Consider the following 19,721-nt stretch of genomic DNA (forward strand, 5'->3'; position numbering starts at 1 on the left):
ATTATTAGTTATTTAAATTCAATAAGATAAGAGCGAGGAAGTTGTAACAAGGAACGCTTGTTTAGCGGCTTTTGCATTCTGCAATGGGTTGGCGAAGTAGTTGAGCAATCGCCACCACTAAGGCAGTAAAAATATAGATAGGCCAAGTGAAGCCTTGAGTAAGGAAAGTGCCCGAAACAATGGTGCCTAACATACCCGCAAACACCCCTTCAGCGCAGGAGAACAAGCCTGCATGCTTGCTTGTGGCATGTTGTGCGAGGGTCATTAGATTTTGATGGGCGAGCCGACAAACTTTAAATAGCAGCACGCAAAATACAATAAACCCCACAAAGCCTGTTTCTGCTAACACCCCAAACCAAGTGCTATGAACGGCATGGTTTTTACCATCCCAGTGAGACGAGAAGAAATAGTAGTTAGCATAAAAGTTATCAATTCCAACTCCGGTAATGGGATTATATAAAGCCATCTTAAAGGCAGCCTGCCACGCATAAATTCGGCCCATTGAAGACTCATCAATTCCCGACTCGGCCGCCCCACCCGAGCTACGCTCCGACACCCCAGCCAGAATAAACAATATCGGCAAAGCCAAGGCGCCGGCGCTAATTAGCAGCGCCTTATTTTCCACTCTTCGCCATGCTAGCACTGCACAAATGGTGGCAATGCCTAACAATCCACCTCGGCTTTGAGTGGCCAAAATGGCCAAGATAATCGCTCCAGCACATACAATGGCCAGCAAACGAGTAAACGAAAAACCTCGCTTTAAGCTAAAAGCTAAGGCAAAACCTAAGGGAAACTGCAAGGTTAAGGCGAGGTCGTTTGGGTCTCCAAGTACCGAACCCATCGAGCGGCCAATGGTTACTCGGGTACCCTCTACCATCTCTATACCGGCGGCGGCATTTTGTAAGGCAACAGTCGCAATCATTAAGCCACAAACAAAAAATGCAACGGCTGCTCTCTCAAAATCTTCGGGGCGACGCATTAACCAAGCAATCGCCACAGTCATTAATGCTATCTTGCTAAATACCCCATTAAAATAAGCCATTGCTGTAGGCCTACTACTAGCAAATATCACCCCCACCGCACACAAAGCCACAAACAACATTAAGCAGCTTAATTCTTTACTCCAGTAGATTTGCATTTTGCGAGAAATGAATAAATGCCAAGCCAAACAAGCTAAGGATGCAAGGGCCAATAATTGCGGAATGCGTAAAACATACAAGGCAGGAAAAGCTTCGTGTAAACGAAAAAATGAGAAACAAACAAAGCCAAGCACTACCCAGAACGGTTGTTTCATCACCATTACAACAAGCAAAGGAAGAACGCCTAAGGCTATTGGAATCAAGGGATTAGATAGCTTTAACCAAATTAAAGCTACCAACGCCACAACCAATAATGACCAAGCTAAAGGCTTGAGTCGCATTCCGCTATGGTCTTGATTTTTTAAGGCTGCTTTCATCTACATCACTCTCTGGCATTCAGCTTGCTTATGTAGCTGTATAAGCAAGCTGAATGCCAGCTACTATCCAGGAGATTGATATGCCTAACTTAGTGAATAACCAACCCGTATGCAGTGTAGTGATCCCTACTTACAATTGTTTAAGCTACTTAAAACAAGCCTTAGCAAGCGTTGAACAACAAAACGTAGATGAGCTGGAAGTTATTGTAGTAGACGACAACTCTAGCGATGGCACCTGGCAATGGCTACAAAACCAACAACAAAAAACACCGCATCTACGCAGCATTAAACTCAGCGGCAAAGGCCCGGCAGTGGCTCGTAATATCGCCATTCAACAAGCAAAAGCGCCACTTATTGCTTTTTTAGATGCCGATGACATTTGGTTAGCAGGCAAACTACAACGCCAAATCGAATTCCATCAAGCAAAGCCTGAGTTAAGCTTTAGTTTTACCGATTACCGTCATTTGGGAGAACATGGCGAAGACCGAGGCACTTGCTTCGAGTTTTGGCCAAACTACCAAGCCCTAAGCCAACAACAAAAGGGCTACCAACTTAAACCCGATGCCGCAGCAAGTTTGTTTGCAGAAAACGTGGTTGGCACCTCTACGGTAATGGCATCACGCACAGCCTTACTAAAATGCTTCGCTTTTGATGAGCAACTGCCCTCGGCAGAAGATTGGGACTTGTGGCTAAAGTTGGCATTACTAGGCCCTGTTGGCATTAGCAACCATGTTGATTGCGAATACCTAATGCGCGATGGTTCTGAAAGCAGCAAAAGTCAGCTACGCATTAAAGCCATGCACATTATCTATCAGCGCTATGCGCAAGCAGTAAAACAGCAATCACCAAAAGCTTTAGCTCAAGCCAAAGCTCGCATCGCCACCGCAGAAGCTGAGTTATACAATGAACAAAGCCTGCGGCTATCAGCAATATTCTCAAGAGTTCAAGCTCTTTACTATTCCCCGAATCGCCGACGCGTTATAGAAACCTTAGCGGACACCCGTAATTTGTTAATGCTGAGATAGCCTAGGGTTTTATTGTTATTAAGGCATTTAAAATAAAAACAGTTTTAAAGCGTAAAGCTTGCGGTTACGACTAAAGCTTAGCTGTCTCTATTGCTTCTATCTTTACACCAAAACTAGAGATATTAGCTAAGGTAGCGTTTTGGTGGGCTCGAATCTGAGCGCCACTTGCGTGCTCTTTATCGTGAGTTGTGTGAGCATCAGATACCAACACTACCGGATAACCCAGACCAGCCGCTCTGCGAACAGTGGTATCCACACAAAACTCAGAGGCATAGCCGCACACAATTAGGCTATCAACAGCTAGCTCTTTCAATAACTCTTCAAGGTTGGTATTTAGAAACGAATCGGGAGTGGTTTTGCGAACAAAATGATCGCCCGTTTGAGTTACTAGGCTAGACTGCAATGCCCAGCCCTCGGTTCCATACTCAATGACAGAATTGGCATGTTCGTGCTGAATAAAGATTACCGGGACAGACTTTGCGCGCGCCAAACTGGTAACTTGATTGATGTTGTTAAGTACCACTTGAGACTCAAATGGTTGAGGTTCTGGGTCGAATAAAATCGACTGAACATCAATAACCAATACTGCAGATTTCATTAATATCCTCTGATTAAGCTAATGCCGCTTTAGAGTAGGCGCCGCCACGCGCCAAACTAAAGTCCAAGTTATAGGCTCACCTTGCAGCCATACTCCAACTCCATCTCATCAGGCACCTCGAACTTGCCTTCCATAAAGTCAAACATCATGTCGGTCACTTCAAAGGAATATACTTTAGGGTCTTTTTCCATATTGCGTTTAGCGACTCGCTGCCTGCGTGTTTCCGACGCAGCTTCTATGTAGTGAACTTCAGCATTTATTTTCAAAGCCTTAGCATGATTTACAAAAATGTCTCGTAGCGCTTTGGTAGTAAAACCTAAATCGAGAACAACGTTTCCACCTAATGCTAAAATTTGCTCACTCACTTCCCATATTTGCTGGTAGCAACGCTCTACCCGCTCCATCATCCACGAGAAATCGAGTTCCACCATATCCTTAGCAAACAGCGTCTGCATCCAAGGATCTATCGAGAATTTAACTGCGCCAATGTCTTCGCAAATTGAGAGCGAATAGGTTGTTTTACCTGCCCCTGTTGCGCCGCAAACTATGATTAGCCTAGCCATTTCCAACATCCTTTTATGTCTATTCTATGAGTGGAATATAAGATCAAATAGGCAAAATATAAATTAGCTCGTTAAGTGCAAAACAGCTAATCAGCCAATTATTTATAGTTGCCAAAATCCGTGCTCAATTGAGCCAAGTATATAAATCGCAAAGCTCGTAAGCATTACACTCAGATGCAACCTCTAGAGTTACGATCTCAAGGTAATGTACTTTCATGCTTATCCCTTTTTATAGGTAGTTACTATCAGCTGAATACTGGCCTAAAGAAACTACGCTCTACACTTAAAACACATCGAGTATCTTCTGCAAACTTAGCCTCTTTCATTAGCCGATCAGGTGATTAGCTCTCTCACTTCTAGGCCAATAAAACTGGGTAACTTAATCAAGAAGCGCTAAAACGCATAAAAGCGGCCCAGCTTAGCTAAACCGCCTTTATAGACTTACCTGTAAATTAACTCACCCTACAAGCGCACTACGGTATCACAGCGCTTCTCAATCATGTAGGGATCGTGGCTTACCAATAACAGCGCACAACCTTGTTGTTTCGCCAAATCCACTAGTAGGTCGGTCACCTCTTTTGCAATTATCGGATCTAAGCGAGAGGTGGGTTCATCGGCAAACAAAAATACCGGATCCAGTAACAAAGCACGCAAAATTGCAAAACGCTGCAATTCTCCCCCTGACACCTCGGTGCTTCTGCGCGCGAGAAGCTCTGGTGCCAAGTTGAGTTTGTTCATTAAATCCGGCACACGCTCGCGCTCTACCTTATGCAGCTTGAGCAAGTCTTCTAACAATACTCCAAGTGAAACACTAGAGGTAATTGCCGCAGGAGGGTCTTGGTAAAGCTTCAACCATTGATAAGGTTTGGCGTCGTTCTTTAACTTGTTTACCTGGCCATCAACCGGCTTAAGTAAACCCAGTAAAGTATCGCCTAAGGTGCTTTTACCACAGCCACTATCACCTACCACTCCCACCACTTCGCCAGTGTGAATAGTGAAATCGATGTTCTTCGACAGCGCTGTACCATTGCGACCTATCGCTAAACACTTAGTTTCGAGCACTGGGGTTTTAGCAATTTGGCTTTTCTCTCGCTGTTGCCAATGGCGTGGATCCGCAGCAATCAGCAATTGGGTATAAGCGTGTTGCGGGTTTTCCAATACTTGCTCAGCACAACCCCGTTCAACAACTTCCCCTTCTTTCATCACAATAATCTCACCACCAATCTGGCGTGCAACTTCTATGTCATGAGTAATGGTAAGCAAACCACCACCCTTGGCACTATTGATTAGCAATTGAATGATGTCGTCTCTGCGGCTTACATCAAGCCCTTTGGTTGGCTCATCGGCTAGCACCAGTTTTGCTCCACCAGCTGTTGCCGCAGATACCGCTAAACGCTGCGCCATACCACCGGATAGCTGCCCAGGGCGTTTTAAGGCGCTGCTTTTCAAACCCACTCGGTCCAGATCTTCTATCGCGCGATTGAATGCAGTTTCTTCGTCGAGATTGTGTAAACACTCGTAAACTTCAGACACTTGTTGATAAGCCGGCATTAACGGGTCAAGCGCGCGCCAAGGCTCTTGAGGTAGCATTATCACCTGTTTGCCCCAAAGACTGGTGAGTGACTTTTGCTCATGAGCTTTACCAAACACTTCTACCTTACCTTGTTGCGATAATTCGCTAGGTAACAAACCCACAATGGCTTGAGCTAACAAGCTTTTACCCGAGCCGGTTTGGCCAAGAATAGTTAAAGGTTTGTCTTGGTATAACTGAAGCGACAAGGGTTGAAGCAACTCAAGCTCTTTGGCATTAATCGAAAGATCAGTCAGCTGAATTAAGAGATTCACGGCTCGCTCCTGCTAATAAATGAAAACCTAACACCAATAGAGCAACCACGAGTAAGGGTTGAGCGAGTACCCAGGGTGCTTCAATATAAAACGGAAATAGCTCCACACTCATTAAGCCCAGTTCGGCCAATGGTGGTTGAATACCTACCGCAATAAAGCCCAGCGATGCCATCATTAAAATGGCATTCGCAGCGCCAAAGGCTGCCATGGTAAATACCGACGAAGCGACTGCTGGCCAAATGTGACGCTTAAACTGATACCATTTACCAAAGCCCATCATGGCGGAAACTTGCCGTTCGGGGCTATCGACAATGGTTCGCGTAATTGCGCGGGTTACCCGATAGTACTCAACCCACTGCACCAATGAGATAGCGAGGTACATCACTAAAAATGAACCCGGCGCCAGTGCAGAAAGTAATAACACCAACACCAAACCAGGTAGCGCGAGTAGTATATTCACCACCACATCTAGAGCTTGCTCAACTCGGCCTCCCGCCCAAGCAGAACAAACGCCAAGCGTTACACCTAATACAGAGGCACTAACAACACAAAGCACGCCTAAGCTAAATGACAAGCCGATAGCACTGGCTAAACGGGTCATCATATCTCGACCAAAGTGATCGGTACCCAGCCAATTGTTGGCACTTGGCAGTAATAAACGCTGTGCTAAGTTTTGCTCATCAATACTATGTGGAGATAGCCAAGCCACTAATAGCGAAAATGCCAGCAGCCCAAGCAGAATAATTAAGCCAAGCTTTTGATTTAAATTTAATTGCTTCATCATTTCTCTAGCTGACCTCTTGGATCAATCCAGTAACACAACACATCTATCAGGCTATTTAGCAATACAAACAACACCCCCATGGTAAGGGCACAGCCTTGAATAACCGGAATATCGCGGGCAAAAATAGCGTGCGCAAGCCCGTGACCAACACCAGGCCAAGAGAAGAGAGACTCAATCATCACTATCCCCTCAATCACACTCACCAGTTGAATACCAATAAAAGCAACAACGGGCACAGCCATATTTCTCACACCGTGGCGAAAAAAGGTTTGATTCTCGGTTAAGCCTTTTACTCTGGAGAATAGATAAAAGGGTGAACGAAGCACCCTGCCTACGCTATTGTGAACCACCCGATTTGAAACCGCCGCCAAACTAATCGCTAAGGTTACACTTGGCAAAACAAGATGTTGCCAAGTACCGTAACCTGCTACCGGGAACCATTGCCACTCAATGGCGAACAGCAAAATTAGTATCAAACCTAATACAAATACTGGCATTGCCCGGGTGAAGGTAGAAAACCACACCACCAGCGAATTAATCACGCCGCCTTTTTTCTTCAATACTTCTTTAGCCGTTAAGGTACCTAAAGGCAGCGCAATCAATATCGATAAGGCAATGCCAACTCCTGCTAGCAGCAATGAATGGCCAAGTTGATGCAACACCATTTCACTAACCGGTAATCCACTTACCAGTGAATTACCTAAGTTAAGCTGCAGTAGGTCTAACAACCAACTAACGTAGCTACTCAACCAACCTTGGTCTAAGTTTAATTCTTGGCGAACAAGTTCTGCCGCTGCTGAATCAACGTTATCTTGCCCGTAGCGACTGGCCGCAATTCTATAAGCCATGTCTCCTGGTAGGCTACGCATCAATACAAAGGTCAGCGTACCCACTCCCCAAGCAACCAAAATAAGTTGGTATAAGCGCTTTTTAGCTAGATCCCACAACATCGTTTACGTTCCTACTGTTCGAAATACATCTGGTTGATGAAGTAATCACGCTCAAATGGGTCGAACTTAAAGTTCTTCACTCGTGCATTAACCGACGTATGTTGGCTGTAGCTAGAAATAGGTAGCACTGGCGTATCTTGATAGATCTCTTGCGCCACCTCTTGGCTTAAGGCAAAAGACTGCTCAGCTTGGCTGGAATTTAGCAACTCAGCAATGGCAGTATCTACCTGAGGATTTACCCAGTTCATGGTTCCCCAGTCGCCACCACCGTTGGCAAAATCACTACTAATAATGGGTAAAGGGTCGGCACTAAAGCCAAAGTTGCGGGCAATAAGCGCCATTTCTAAAGAACCATCGGTATGACCCGCTGGGATCATGCTTGAGTTAGTTACATCTACTTTTAAATCTACGCCAAGTTTGGCCCACTGCGCTTGAATAGCCGTTGCTACTGTAGCCAGTTCTGGACGGTCTGCGTATGTCATCATAGTAATTTTAAATGGCTTACCATCGCGCTCTAACAATCCCGACGTACCTTTTTGCCAACCTAAACCGCTGAGTATTTGCTGAGCCTGTTCTAAGTTGTAAGGATTATTATCAACTCCTTCAATAAACCATTGCGACATAGAGCTAGGCATAAGTTGTGCAGTTTCAGAACCTTCAGCGCCCAGTACATTTTTGCTAATGGCGGCTCTATCTAAAGCCATACTCAAGGCTTGGCGAGCTTTAACATCACTAAGGAATGGGTGACCAGCATTTAACTTCACAAACATTGTTCGTGGGATTAGATTGCTGTGAACAGCTAACTCGGTGCTTGATTCAAGTTGGCTAAGCATGGCTGGGTCTAGGGTAAACACTATGTCAGCTTCGCCAGATTTAGCCTGCAAAATACGGCTTTCGGCTCGGTGACCAGTTAAATATGTTGCAAAGCTGATTTGAGCCTTTTCTCCCCAGTACTCATCAAACTTTCTCACGGTTAATTTATGAGGCGGCGAAAAGCTTTCCATTTGGTATGGGCCACTGCCATATAGCTCTGGTACCGCACCATCTTCTTGGTAGGATTTTTCTGCCAAAATAGCATTTGAATAGTTGGTTAACAGCGCCGCGAACGCCACATACGGTTTAGCTAACTCGATACTAATTTGATTGCCGCTAAGTGCAGAAATGTTCACTACTTCTGCTTTGCTTAAAGTACCGTGCTTACTTTGAGCAACCTTAAGAGAATGAACAGCTACATTTGCGTCAAGCGCCGAGCCATCGTGGAAGGTCACTCCATCTCGCAAAGTAAATTGCCAGTTCAGCCCATCTTCACTCACCTGCCACTGCGTTGCTAATCCCGCTGTAATCGCGCCACGTTCATCCACGTTTAACAGCGTCTCAATCACTTGCATTCGGGTTAATATGTAGCCCTGTTTAGAGGGATCTAAACTGGTCATTTCCCAAGGACCACTAATAGATAAAGTATTGGCTTTACTTGGCGTTAAAAATTCAGATTTTTTGGAGTCTTTAAACATTACAGCGGTAACAACAACCGCTAGTACGAGCACAACAAGCAACGCACCACGCTTGAGTTTGTTCTTGGGTTTATAAGATATTTCAGTCATAAGGGTTCCTAACGTATTCCATTTAACGCTACAAAAAAGAGATTTTGAAAAGATACTCGGTAGAAAATTTAGAATCGCAGAGGCGGAGAGCGCGTTCTTGGAAGTGCAGTAAAACAGGCCGTTTCTTCTAATGTACTAAAGCTAAGAGAGCACTTAGTAAGAGCGACTAAAGTGACTGAACTAACTGGATAGCTTATTGCTTTAAGTATCGCATCATAAATTTCACACTGGTGCTGTTCATGAACATGCTGCTCCACCTCCATCGCATGAATGAGCGAAAGGCTACTCAACCCCACAGGGATAATGAGCATCGCCAGTATTAGCAATTTATTAAATTGGAAGCGGCTGAAATAAAACACAGTAGCAACAGTGGGATACGAATAAATGTGATGTTATATCATTTCAATTGCAAATCACAGCCAAGATAGTAATTAACAAATAAAACGATATAGGGCCTAAGCACGCAACAAAGAAGTTTTCTAAAACAGAGCTCATGCCAAATGTAAGCAAGCCAATAAAAATTGAACAAAACCAGCCGCTAAAGATTTCTTCGCGCAGTCAGTCACGCAAGCCTTTATGAAATTTCGTTTCAATAAAGTCAATTTAAAAGCAAATGAATAAAAACAAAATACAATAAGATATTGATTACAAAAACAAAAAATAAAAAAACACTTTATAACCAACATCTGATTAAAAAATGACCTTTATTTAACTTCACATTTTTATAACATTGACCTAACCTTTACCTAGAAGCTGATTTGTGACGCAGTTAACAATATAACTAGTCATCGTTAATACCAAATCGTCTTCCGTAACTCTGTTAATAAGTCGACAGCCATTGCACTCATTACAGTAATAAAAACTTTTTTGTAAAAGGAATCACTATGAAAGTTTTAAGTTTAGCTTTAGCTCTTAGCTTTGCAGCAAGCTCTGTTCAAGCCATGGGCATATATGTTTTTAACGATAATTTTGACTGTTCAAAAGTATTGAAAACCGAGCAGTCTCGCGGCCCTATAACCAAAGCGGTTATAGATGATTGCAAAATGAAGACTAAAAAGTAATTCCACAATCGTTAACTTCTGGTCTTTTAGAGCTGCATTTTCAGCTGAGAATGCAGCTAGTTTTTTAGAACGGCAAATACTTATCCTTCCTAAGATCCATCAGATAAGCATTTTGAATTAATGCAAATTGCAACAGGAAACAAGCACAATCAAGCTCCCGTTAAGCCAGCTGGCTATACACCTTTTCAAACTGCGGGATAATTGCTTCTGGAGAATAACGCTCGATAATGGTTTGCCTGGCCTGCTTAGCAAGCTGTTGCTGAAAGTCAGCATCTTGTTGCCAGCGTTTAATGACTTTACACCACGGCTCCACTTCAAAGCTTTCTAGTATAAAACCATTTTGTTGGTGTTTAATGAGATCACTCAACGCCCCAACGTTACTGGCGATAACCGGGATCCCTCTGCTCATGGCCTCTAAAGCAGCCAACGGCAAGCCCTCATTTCGTGAAGGCATACACAGTAAATCCAGTTCTTGCCAGCAAGTATCCATGCTGTTTTGTTTGCCGCGTAGTCTTAGATTACTTAAGTTTTTGTGCTCATAACTTGGCAATAAAGCCCCCTCACCAAACACCACAAAGTTGAGCTCAGGCATGGCCTTAGCCAATTGGTAAAAACGATCAGGCCCCTTTACTTCTGTTAGCCGACCAACAAAGCCAATGGTTAGACGGCGCTTATGTCGCCGCGACTTTAAGGTCGATACAAACGGAGGGACTTGCACGAAGTTATTCACTATCTTGCTAGACGCTGCAACACGCTTGGCTATATCTCTACTAATAGCAATTCTGGCCTGCGACAAACACGCAGTGTAACGATCTAACCAGTCGTAGCAGGCTAAACGCCCTTGGCTAATTTCACCTGCATGATAGCTAGAAACCAACTTGATAGGTTTAATACAGCGTAACACACGCCCAACTAAACTCGCTTTGTAACCATGGCTATGTACTAGCCTTGGAGAGAAGTCATTCACCGCATGCAACAAACTAGCTATCGCGCCGTCGAGTATTAACCAAGGTACTTGAGCTTGCTCTAACTGACTGAGCATCGGATGAGGCTTGATATAAGCCTTCCAAAACACAACACATATAGTATGTCCTCGTTGATGAAGCGCTAAGGCCAAATTGAACACATGGCTCTCTATACCGCCCACTGTTTGGCTGTCGATAAACAACCAAACAGAATGCGCTTGAGGAACCATCTCACCATGATGATATGCCTGCATCACATTGACCTCTTAAAACGAAAAGCTCGGTGAAGTAACACCTAACTCTGCCAAACTTAACTCTTGATGAACTCGAGTCACGTTGCCAGAAGATAACTGCCAAACCTCCGCCACTAAAGTGCTGGCATGAGCAGGCAAAGTTATATCTAGCGCCATTTGTGATTGGCTAATTTGACCACGCCATACACAAGAACTGTACTCTAGACTTTGCTGCTCCATGTCTTTCCATTGGGTGCAAATGTTTAAGTAAGCTCGTTCGTCTCCCAGCATTGGATAAGACACCTGCAACTCTATATCTTGCTGATTACTAAAAATAAAACTCTCTGCAACCTGTACGTCTTCTAAGCTGGTTGCAATTGGTGTTGGTTCAGGGCTTGGCTCTGGCATTGTTTCCACCGGTGTTGTTGGCTCTGGGCTTGGTTCAGTTTCTACAGTTTCAACAACTTCGGTTTGGCCACCTCCACCACCGCCCCCGCCACAAGCCACTAACAAGCTGCTGCTTAACACCAATAGCCCACTACTTAAGATACGGTTTACATTGATTAACTTGTTCATGGTCTTACTCCTGATCTTGATAAATAAGTTCGCTGCGGGCATTCTCCAGCAAGTACCAGTCACTGGCTTGTTGGCCTTCGCTTTGTGCGTATTCAATAAAGTTGGGGTAGGCATCGCTTACTTTGATTCGCTCAAATGGATACTGCCAGTTGTAAGGCACAATGATTGCCCAAGGCAGGCCGTTGCCAGTTTGGTAGTAAGAATTAGCCGCTGGGTTGGATACATCATCCATGCTTCCCCACAAGGTATCGTCGGCTTGCGAGCTTGGGCTTTGATTTTTAGCGTGGATCTCTAAGCCACGGCCTGGCGAGTTTTCAAAATAGGGGTTACGCGCATGCTCGGTTGCGTAGATAAACGGATCAAACGGGGCACTAGGTAAACTACTGGCCGCGACACCTTCAAGCATTGGTAACAATACTTTAAAGTGAAGTTGACCTTCGCCACGACAATCGCTTTGCGTTTTGTAAAAGTCACACTGGTTTTGATTATTAATATAATCGCGCACGTTACTGGCAATGATCGCGGTAATGTCACTAGTGCTTGCATCCAGTACCGGGCTATCCAATAACTGCCCATTTATTTCATATCGAATGGCTGCAACATCCACCAACGCTTTATCAATACCTGGAATACGGATCGCAAAGCCATTATGAAAACTTGCGCCAACCGCTCTTACTTCGCCTTGCAGCTCTATCCTTGCAACGTCGCCATCAGCAAAACTTAACACTTTAGTTTGCAGGTTAACCACTAGGTCGTTAAGGTCGTAGTCGCCTTCTGCAGGCCAGTTATCTTCAAAGGCTACCGTGGCGTAGCCATCAGCACTTGGGTAATAACTAACCTGAGTGGCCGAGTCGCCCACGTAGATTTGCATGTCTTCAACTTCACCATCTGGAGCACCACCCGTGGCAGCGTTACCGCCTGCAGAGCTAATCCGAAAACGTGCCCAGCGGTCACCACTTTCGTAGCCCTCTGGCACACTCACTAGTAGTGATTGCACTCCACTTACAACGGCTTGGTCAATTAACACCTGCTCTTGTGAATCAAATACGCCGTTGCCGTTTAAATCTATCCAAGCACTTAAGTAGCCATTAGCTGAGCTGTCTACCTGCACCACAAAATCTAGGCCTACTTGTACGTCGGTCACAAAGGCGATGCCATCTTCATCGTCTAATATACGAGAGCTGTCATCACTCTTCGGATACACATAAGCATCGGCCTCGCCGTCTACATAGGTGCCTAAGTGAATTCCACCTTCTACTAACTGATGGCGAGCACCATTGTTGGCTAAAGAAGTACCAAAGCTATCTGGTGCGTCACCAAAATCGATATTGGCTTCATCTTCGGCAACAATCGGGGCGATTGCGCATCGGGCGCCATCGTTGTTACCCGATGCTGGACCTTGAGCGTAAAACTGAGCTTGTGGGTTACTTTCTGAGACATCAATTTTGAATACTGAGCCATCGCTGTTGCGGCTAATATATAAATTGCCGTCAACATCAAAGTAAACCGCGCCAAAGGTGCCAGTTTGACCAACATTTGCGAGGTTTTGGCTATTGCCGTTGCTAGCGTCAATGCTCCATAAGTTTCCGTTGTTATCAACGCTGTAAAGCATGTTGTTATCAGGATGGAAGGCCATATCAAAAATGCGCAAGTTTAAGGTACTGCCATCAATTACTCGCTGCATTTGTAGGTAGTCACTATCAGTTTCATCTAGCGACACACGGTATAAACCGCGCGATGAACCGCTGCGATAGAGGTAGTGTGCGTTGTGGCTAACAGCCACATCGCCCACATAAAAACTCACATTACTGTCAATGCCATTCCAATCTAGGATGAGTGGCTCAATTTGGTAATCATCACCAATTCTTGCCAGGGTGCCATGCTGGTAACTCCAAGCATAAAGGTAATCGTCGTGGAGGTTAAAACCCAAAGCGTTGAGTTTACCGGTAGTGCCCATATCATCGGCCAAGGTTTGGTAAAAGCCTGTGGCCAAATTAACACCGAACAGTTGCGCCACATTTTGCTGGACCAAAAAAGCTTGTGTAGGGCAACTTGAGAACGCAGCACCATAAGAGCTCAATGGCGAGCAGAGCATGGCAAAAGCGAGAGGTTTCCAAGGTTTCATATTCAATCCTATCGTTTACTTTGTGAGGCTAGTAATTGCTTATCAGCAAGAGCCAAGCCAGATTTGTAACGATATGATTTATATAAATTTAAGTACTCACTCCCATTGAATAAAATGACACTTTTGCATCTTGCAAATCAGTTAGAATAGCTGAAGAACTAAAGCAATCTAACTCCCTAGCAACCAAACTGCGTTTTCAACATCTATTCCCTTGGCAAACCCTTCTGTTTCCTGTCTGCTAGCGAGTTTCTTTAAAGCATAAATGGATGCATATAAGCGCTCTATTTCAGACTCTGGTAACGCAAAAGGAGGACCGGAATATTGGCTTTGTTCGTAGTTGTAGGTAACCACTAGTTGCGGTGCATTGTTGGTGATAGTTGGTAGCATTTGAGCGTAGCGCGTGCGAATGTCTTCGGGTAAGGCCACTAAAGCACCACGATCATAAATTGCGTCCACTTCGCCTAATAACTCACTGTTTAGGCTAAAGATATTAGCGACAAAAATATCTATATTTGCGCTGGTGTAATGTAGGCCATCCGCTAAGCTCTCTACTTTTGGCTCTAAGTTTAGCTCTGCAAAAAGCTGTTTTATGGCATGCTCACTAAGCTCTACGCCCACTACTTTCATCCCCTTGTCTAACAACCAGGCGATGTCTCGTGTTTTCCCACACAAAGGGACAAACACTCGCGCACCTGCTGCTAGTTTGAGAGCATTAAAGTACTCATATAAAAAGCGGTTCACCTCTCCTTCATGAAAACCGATTTCGTCTTTTTCCCATTTTTGATGCCAAAATTGTTCGTGCACGTTTACCCCCTAAAATCTTTCTAATCTGCAAAAAGCGTTGTGCTAAGCAAGCTTATCCACTAGTTTACAAGTTAAAGTCGACTTTAAGTCAAGAGTAAAAAAGATGGATATTGCAGAAGTAGTAACGGCCTCGGGGCTTAGCGCTTCAACACTGCGCTACTATGAACAACAAGGCTTGATTAAATCTAGTTCAAGAAAAGGATTGCGACGCCAGTTTAATAGCAAGGTAGTGGAACAGCTGGCGTTTATTAGCTTAGCCAGCCAAGCTGGATTTTCGCTACTTGAAATAAAACCGATGCTCACATCAAATGGAGCGCAAGTAGACCGAGCCAAGCTAAATGCCAAAGCCGATGAATTAGACAAAACGATCAAAGCGCTCACTACTATGCGTGATGGCTTAAGACACAGTGCAAAATGCAAAGCAGCCAATCATTTCGAATGCCCTACCTTTCGCCGTTTACTTAACATCGCCAGTAAAAAATCGAGTAAACCTAATAACAAACTCAAACAAGCCTAAAGTAAAAAGCCCTGTTAAGCAGGGCCTTTTTGCATCTTGGTGAAAGCAAACCTAGCTTGCTTCGGCTTCTTCCCATGATTGCTTTTTGCGATAAATAGTAGAAGGACTGACATCCAGCAATTCTGCAGCTTTAGGAATATTACCATCGCAATGGTCTATCGCATGTTCGATGGCTTCCTTCTCAGTAATCCACAGCGGTTGAATTTGATATTGGCTAGCGCCGTTTAAGCCAGTATCACTTTGTTCCTCAGTAACGACTTCTTCTGGGTGTCGACCATCTTTGCCGATGGCACCTTCTGGCACCAATTGGTTAATCGGAGGCGGTAACTGGCTAGCGAGCACCTCCTTGCCATCGTGTAATACACAAATATTGCGAATAACGTTTTGCAACTGACGTACATTCCCCGGCCAATCATAATTACTCATTACCGTAGCGGTTAAACTTGAGAAGCGGCGAAATTGCTTACCCTCTTCCTTGGCGTAACGACGCAGAAACTTTTGCGCAATACCGGGAACATCTAACCCCCTTTCACGCAATGGTGGTAAATGAATTGGCACTACATACAAGCGATAATAAAGATCTTCTCTAAATCGGCCAGCTTGTACCTCTTCCCAGGGGTCGCGGTTGGTGGCACACAAAAACCGAACATCCACTTGTTCTTCTTGGCTACCACCCACTTTTTGAAAACGGCCTGTTTGCACAAAGCGCAGTAGCTTAGTTTGTAACTCCATGTCCATTTCGCCTATTTCATCAAGAAATAAGGTTCCACCATGAGCTTGTGAAGCTGCGCCTGCACGCATCGACGAGGCACCGGTAAATGCGCCTTTAACATGACCAAAAATCTCGCTCTCCATAAGATCTTTAGGAATAGCGCCACAGTTAATTGCCACAAACGGTTTGTCGGCACGGGTACCTTGCTTATGAATGGCTTCGGCACATACTTCCTTGCCGGTACCACTTTCACCGGTAATAAACACAGTGGCTTTACTTGGCGCTACCGCTTCAATCATGCGATATACATTTTGCATGGCTAGGCTACTGCCAATAAAGCCATGGAAACTATCGCGCCCTGCATCCGCTTGGTAGTTTTCGACTAAAGATTTTAGCTTATGAAGGTTAAGTGCATTATTCACGGTCACCTTTAAACGGCTGGCATCAAAAGGTTTTTCGATAAAATCCACCACCCCCAAACGCATCGAGTCAACAGCAATATCTACCGAGCCATAGGCTGTAATAATAATTACCGAGGTGGGCAAGCTACGTTCTACCATCCACTCCAATACTTGCATCCCGCCCATATCTGGCAGATTTAAATCTAATAACATCACTTGCGGAGATTGCTTAGACAAGAACTCAATCGCGGCACCACCGGTGGCAACGCGCGCTAATTTTAAATTCTCTTTGCTTAAATAAGCCTGATAGGTGGCGGCAAGCGTTTCGCTGTCTTCGACCAACAATACGGAGGCTGTTAACTCACTTCCCATGGCTTCTCCTTAAGCGCACACTGTTTTTTCAAACTGTTTAATGGCGTTAATTGTTTGCTCTACGGCATTGTCTAACTGCGGCACAGTATTGGCTAATGCTTCTGCGTCCGATGCTTTACCGGCTATTTCAATCGCTAGTGCTAGTTGCCTCAAACGCTCGCCACCAAAAGTGGCTACATTGCCTTTTAGGGTATGAGCGGCTAATGCTACGTCGTCAAAAAGCTGCTCTTCAAAAGCTTGTTTTATGGTTATCCTCTGCTGCTCAGTTTCTTGATACAACAAAGAAAGCATCAACGGTAGTGCCTCTGTTCCGGCATCTATTACCAACTGCTCGAGCACTTTTTTATCAACCAACACACTTAAGTCTTGTTCTGGCACCGCTGCTGTTTTTGTCTCTGAAACAACATGCAAGTTCGCCTTAGGTTTATCAGCATGAGCACTAACTGTTCTTTGCTCTGGTATCGTTGATATAAGTGGCTCACTGAGCTGCGAGCGAATTGGTGCTTCGCTATACCACTGAACCAGTTTAGCCCTTAACAAGGGGATGTCGATAGGCTTAGTGATAAAATCGTTCATACCTGCAGAAAAACAGGCTTGTTTATCTTCGGCAAAGGCATTGGCAGTCATCGCCAAAATCGGGGTTTCTTGATTAGGCCCACTGGCTGCTCGAATGGCACGAGTTGCAGCTAAGCCATCCATTACGGGCATTGCCATGTCCATAAGGATCACGTCGTATTCATTGTGCTCGCAAAGCTCAACAGCAATTTGACCATTTTCAGCGCAGCTTAACTCTTTAACAAAATCTTTCAGTACTTGAGTCACTACCGCACGGTTCATTGCGCTGTCTTCAACCAACAGTACTCTGGCATCTTCTACTACAGATTGCTCAGGCTCTGCTTGTTCCGCCATATCGTCTAATTGGATAACAGGTGCATGGCGACCTCTAAAGGGCAGATTCACTGTAAAAGTAGTGCCGCGCCCTACCTCGCTTTCTACGCTCACCTCACCGCCCATCTTCTCAACTAGTTGACGGGTAATTGCTAAGCCTAATCCGGTACCGGAATAGCGCTTGGTAGCGCCGCTATCCACTTGATAAAACTCTTCAAATAAGCGCTCTTTATCTTCTTTACTAATACCAATACCAGTGTCACTAACAGTAAGCTCTACACCATAAGGTTGAGTTGCTTTTAACCCCAGGCTCACTCCGCCTTTGGAGGTAAATTTAACTGCGTTCCCCATTAGGTTGAATACAATTTGCCTAAAGCGCAGTGGCTCACCAAAATACTCAGGCAGTATTTCATCCGCCACATCTAACTCAAACTTCAGTGCCTTTTGCTGAGCCGTGGTATTAAATAATTTAACGATGCTTTCTAAGGTATCGGTGGCCGAGAACCATTCGTTGTTAAACTCTAACTGACCCGCCTCAATTTTAGAAAAATCTAATACATTATTCACCAAGGCCATTAGTGTATGTCCGGCCTCATTTCCAGTATCTACAAAGCCCTGTTGCTCCAAGCTCAAATCGGTTTCTTTAAGTATTTGATACATGTTGATAATGGCATTTAACGGGGTGCGGATCTCGTGGCTCATGCTAGCTAAAAAACGGCTTTTAGCTAAGCTTGCGGCTTCTGCATCATGCTTGGCTCGCTCTAGTGATTGCTCTACTGCTTTTTGTTCGCTTAAATCAGTAAAGTGAGCCACATAATGAGTAATTTCACCTTCTGGATTTTTAACCGACGAGATACTTAACCACTCTGGTAAACGTTCGCCATTTTTTCGAAGGTTAACAATTTCACCCGACCACACTCCATCTTGCTTGAGGTGTTGCCACATATTGTCGAAAAACGCTTTATCGTGCTCGCCAGAACTTAATATTGAAGGGGTCTGCCCTAAGGCTTCCTCAGCGCTATAACCTGTAATACGGGTAAAAGCTTGGTTAACCCGCACAATTTCAGCGTGATGATTGGTAATAAAAATGGCTTCGTTAGCATCAAAGGCTTCGGCGGCTAATTGCAGCTCTTGTTCAGTGCGTTTTTTATCTGAGATATCACGCATAAACGCGGTAAACACAGTATCGTCACCCACTTCAACAGAACTAATCGTTAACTCCGAAAGAAACTCATGTCCTTCTTTATGCATAGCGGGTAACTCTAAGCGCTGACCTAATACTGGCGCTTCACCGGTTTTTCTAAAGTGCTTAAGGCCTTGGCGGTGCGCTTCACGAAATGCTTCTGGTACCAGAAAACTCGCAAGTTCTTCACCCACGATTTCATCTCGGCTATAACCAAAAATTCGCTCAGCACTTTGGCTAAATTCTAATACATGGCCGTGTCTATCGGTGGTAATAACGGCATCCATTGCTGAAGCGATGGTTGCCTTTAAAATTGATTGATTTTGCTTAAGCTCTAAGGCTAGCTTTTCTTGTGTTTCAATGGCTTGCTTAAACTCGATATGGGACTTTTCCAGCGCAGCCGACATGGTGTTAAACGCGTTTGATACCTCGGATATCTCATCCTTGCCCTTCACTTTAAGTTGAATACCCGGTCCAACTTGAGTAATAGTTTTGGCGGCATCTCTTAAATCGCCCAACTGGCGAGTAAGGTAAGAGCCCAACAAAAACGAAAACAGCGCCACTAAAGCTATTTCCAATAACGCGATACTCACGCCAAAAGAGCTCGCTTCTGAAATTAGGCCATGCAGACCATGATCATAAACGCCAATTTCTATGTTTCCGTATATTCGCCCACCAATCTCTACGACATTTTCGGTAACAAATACGCTGTGCTCATGGTCTCCTAAATCGGGGTTATCTCTAGGGTTAGATAAGGGATCTACGCCAGCCTTTGATAACAAACGATCGTTTTGGTCTTTGATGATGACGTAGGCAATGTCTTTTTGTGCAGAAAATTCGCTAGTGAGGCTATCTAGGGTGGCTAAATCGGTAGTGATAATGGCGTTTTTAGTGGTAGAAGCAAACAGAGAGGACATCATTCTACTGTGCTGCTCAACTTGCAGTTCGTTAGAATCATACAGCCAGCCAATACTGCTATATACCAACACGCCTAACAGCACGGCTTCAATTAAAGCGACGCCCAGAACTGTTTTTGCCTTAAAGCTAAATGTCATCGCGTCG

16 protein-coding genes are annotated in these 19,721 nt (G+C 44.6%); 3 read left to right on the plus strand and 13 right to left on the minus strand.

Annotation, left to right across the window (positions count from 1 at the left end):
• Nucleotides 1–61: 61 nt before the first annotated feature.
• Entirely contained in the window at nt 62–1,456 is a 1,395-nt protein-coding gene (locus ACYFDN_RS05960; RefSeq protein ID WP_483510323.1) for an O-antigen ligase family protein, read from the minus strand.
• 53 nt (nt 1,457–1,509) lie between these two features.
• Here ACYFDN_RS05960 and ACYFDN_RS05965 point away from each other — a divergent pair, with 53 nt between their 5' ends.
• Nucleotides 1,510–2,481 carry a glycosyltransferase family 2 protein gene (locus ACYFDN_RS05965; RefSeq protein ID WP_483510324.1) on the plus strand — a complete coding sequence of 324 codons (972 nt, stop codon included), beginning with the start codon at nt 1,510–1,512 and terminating at the stop codon, nt 2,479–2,481.
• Between the two features lie 70 nt (nt 2,482–2,551).
• On the opposite strand, the gene ACYFDN_RS05970 is transcribed toward ACYFDN_RS05965, so the two are convergent.
• The 6 genes from ACYFDN_RS05970 to ACYFDN_RS05995 all read right to left on the minus strand — a co-directional run bounded on the left by ACYFDN_RS05970 (nt 2,552) and on the right by ACYFDN_RS05995 (nt 8,822).
• A complete protein-coding gene (locus ACYFDN_RS05970; protein WP_483510325.1) occupies nt 2,552–3,079 on the minus strand; it encodes a cysteine hydrolase family protein in 528 nt (175 codons plus the stop codon).
• 68 nt (nt 3,080–3,147) lie between these two features.
• Nucleotides 3,148–3,642, minus strand: coding sequence for a P-loop nucleotide/nucleoside kinase family protein (locus ACYFDN_RS05975; protein ID WP_483510326.1), 495 nt, complete (start codon nt 3,640–3,642; stop codon nt 3,148–3,150).
• A gap of 462 nt (nt 3,643–4,104) precedes the next feature.
• Complete coding sequence (locus tag ACYFDN_RS05980) at nt 4,105–5,487, minus strand: ABC transporter ATP-binding protein (RefSeq protein WP_483510327.1); 1,383 nt, start codon at nt 5,485–5,487, stop codon at nt 4,105–4,107.
• Nucleotides 5,462–6,271 carry an ABC transporter permease gene (locus tag ACYFDN_RS05985; protein WP_483510329.1) on the minus strand — a complete coding sequence of 270 codons (810 nt, stop codon included), beginning with the start codon at nt 6,269–6,271 and terminating at the stop codon, nt 5,462–5,464. Before ACYFDN_RS05985 ends, ACYFDN_RS05980 begins: the two co-directional genes overlap by 26 nt.
• Nucleotides 6,268–7,221 carry an ABC transporter permease gene (locus tag ACYFDN_RS05990; RefSeq protein ID WP_016400548.1) on the minus strand — a complete coding sequence of 318 codons (954 nt, stop codon included), beginning with the start codon at nt 7,219–7,221 and terminating at the stop codon, nt 6,268–6,270. The genes ACYFDN_RS05985 and ACYFDN_RS05990 overlap by 4 nt, the downstream gene beginning before the upstream one ends.
• Nucleotides 7,222–7,232: 11 nt before the next feature.
• Nucleotides 7,233–8,822 carry an ABC transporter substrate-binding protein gene (locus ACYFDN_RS05995; RefSeq protein ID WP_483510331.1) on the minus strand — a complete coding sequence of 530 codons (1,590 nt, stop codon included), beginning with the start codon at nt 8,820–8,822 and terminating at the stop codon, nt 7,233–7,235.
• An 884-nt stretch (nt 8,823–9,706) separates the two neighbouring features.
• On the opposite strand from ACYFDN_RS05995, the gene ACYFDN_RS06000 reads away from it, so the two are divergent.
• Complete coding sequence (locus tag ACYFDN_RS06000; RefSeq protein ID WP_016400551.1) at nt 9,707–9,883, plus strand: hypothetical protein; 177 nt, start codon at nt 9,707–9,709, stop codon at nt 9,881–9,883.
• A 160-nt stretch (nt 9,884–10,043) separates the two neighbouring features.
• Here ACYFDN_RS06000 and ACYFDN_RS06005 read toward each other — a convergent pair whose 3' ends face one another.
• The 4 genes from ACYFDN_RS06005 to tmpT form a co-directional block, all read right to left on the minus strand.
• Entirely contained in the window at nt 10,044–11,102 is a 1,059-nt protein-coding gene (locus tag ACYFDN_RS06005) for a glycosyltransferase family 4 protein (RefSeq protein ID WP_483510480.1), read from the minus strand.
• A 12-nt stretch (nt 11,103–11,114) separates the two neighbouring features.
• Entirely contained in the window at nt 11,115–11,657 is a 543-nt protein-coding gene (locus ACYFDN_RS06010) for a hypothetical protein (RefSeq protein WP_483510332.1), read from the minus strand.
• 4 nt (nt 11,658–11,661) lie between these two features.
• A complete protein-coding gene (locus ACYFDN_RS06015; RefSeq protein WP_483510334.1) occupies nt 11,662–13,782 on the minus strand; it encodes an LruC domain-containing protein in 2,121 nt (706 codons plus the stop codon).
• A gap of 168 nt (nt 13,783–13,950) precedes the next feature.
• Nucleotides 13,951–14,586, minus strand: coding sequence for a thiopurine S-methyltransferase (tmpT, locus tag ACYFDN_RS06020; RefSeq protein WP_483510336.1), 636 nt, complete (start codon nt 14,584–14,586; stop codon nt 13,951–13,953).
• Between the two features lie 103 nt (nt 14,587–14,689).
• Between tmpT and ACYFDN_RS06025 the strand changes: the two genes are divergently transcribed.
• On the plus strand, nt 14,690–15,103 hold the full coding sequence (locus ACYFDN_RS06025) for a helix-turn-helix domain-containing protein (protein ID WP_483510338.1): 414 nt from the start codon (nt 14,690–14,692) through the stop codon (nt 15,101–15,103).
• 51 nt (nt 15,104–15,154) lie between these two features.
• Here ACYFDN_RS06025 and ACYFDN_RS06030 read toward each other — a convergent pair whose 3' ends face one another.
• Both ACYFDN_RS06030 and ACYFDN_RS06035 read right to left on the minus strand, forming a co-directional pair.
• Nucleotides 15,155–16,588: a sigma-54-dependent transcriptional regulator gene (locus ACYFDN_RS06030; protein WP_152782278.1), complete on the minus strand. Its 1,434-nt coding sequence runs from the start codon at nt 16,586–16,588 to the stop codon at nt 15,155–15,157.
• Nucleotides 16,589–16,597: 9 nt separating this feature from the next.
• The gene (locus ACYFDN_RS06035; protein ID WP_483510340.1) at nt 16,598–19,714 is read right to left on the minus strand and encodes a PAS domain S-box protein; all 3,117 of its coding nucleotides are present in this window, start codon (nt 19,712–19,714) and stop codon (nt 16,598–16,600) included.
• Between the last annotated feature and the right edge of the window lie 7 nt (nt 19,715–19,721).

Source organism: Agarivorans sp. D1326, assembly GCF_056958115.1.

What these genes read in the sequence shown, in the direction of transcription:
- ACYFDN_RS05965 (WP_483510324.1), top strand. Translation starts at nt 1,510, where the DNA reads ATGCCAGCTACTATCCAGGAGATTGATATGCCTAACTTAGTGAATAAC.
- ACYFDN_RS06025 (WP_483510338.1), top strand. Translation starts at nt 14,690, where the DNA reads ATGGATATTGCAGAAGTAGTAACGGCCTCGGGGCTTAGCGCTTCAACA.
- ACYFDN_RS05985 (WP_483510329.1), bottom strand. Translation starts at nt 6,271, where the DNA reads ATGATGAAGCAATTAAATTTAAATCAAAAGCTTGGCTTAATTATTCTG.
- ACYFDN_RS06010 (WP_483510332.1), bottom strand. Translation starts at nt 11,657, where the DNA reads ATGAACAAGTTAATCAATGTAAACCGTATCTTAAGTAGTGGGCTATTG.
- ACYFDN_RS05990 (WP_016400548.1), bottom strand. Translation starts at nt 7,221, where the DNA reads ATGTTGTGGGATCTAGCTAAAAAGCGCTTATACCAACTTATTTTGGTT.
- ACYFDN_RS05975 (WP_483510326.1), bottom strand. Translation starts at nt 3,642, where the DNA reads ATGGCTAGGCTAATCATAGTTTGCGGCGCAACAGGGGCAGGTAAAACA.
- ACYFDN_RS06030 (WP_152782278.1), bottom strand. Translation starts at nt 16,588, where the DNA reads ATGGGAAGTGAGTTAACAGCCTCCGTATTGTTGGTCGAAGACAGCGAA.
- ACYFDN_RS06035 (WP_483510340.1), bottom strand. Translation starts at nt 19,714, where the DNA reads ATGACATTTAGCTTTAAGGCAAAAACAGTTCTGGGCGTCGCTTTAATT.
- ACYFDN_RS06015 (WP_483510334.1), bottom strand. Translation starts at nt 13,782, where the DNA reads ATGAAACCTTGGAAACCTCTCGCTTTTGCCATGCTCTGCTCGCCATTG.
- ACYFDN_RS06005 (WP_483510480.1), bottom strand. Translation starts at nt 11,102, where the DNA reads ATGCAGGCATATCATCATGGTGAGATGGTTCCTCAAGCGCATTCTGTT.
- ACYFDN_RS05970 (WP_483510325.1), bottom strand. Translation starts at nt 3,079, where the DNA reads ATGAAATCTGCAGTATTGGTTATTGATGTTCAGTCGATTTTATTCGAC.
- ACYFDN_RS05960 (WP_483510323.1), bottom strand. Translation starts at nt 1,456, where the DNA reads ATGAAAGCAGCCTTAAAAAATCAAGACCATAGCGGAATGCGACTCAAG.
- ACYFDN_RS05995 (WP_483510331.1), bottom strand. Translation starts at nt 8,822, where the DNA reads ATGACTGAAATATCTTATAAACCCAAGAACAAACTCAAGCGTGGTGCG.
- ACYFDN_RS06000 (WP_016400551.1), top strand. Translation starts at nt 9,707, where the DNA reads ATGAAAGTTTTAAGTTTAGCTTTAGCTCTTAGCTTTGCAGCAAGCTCT.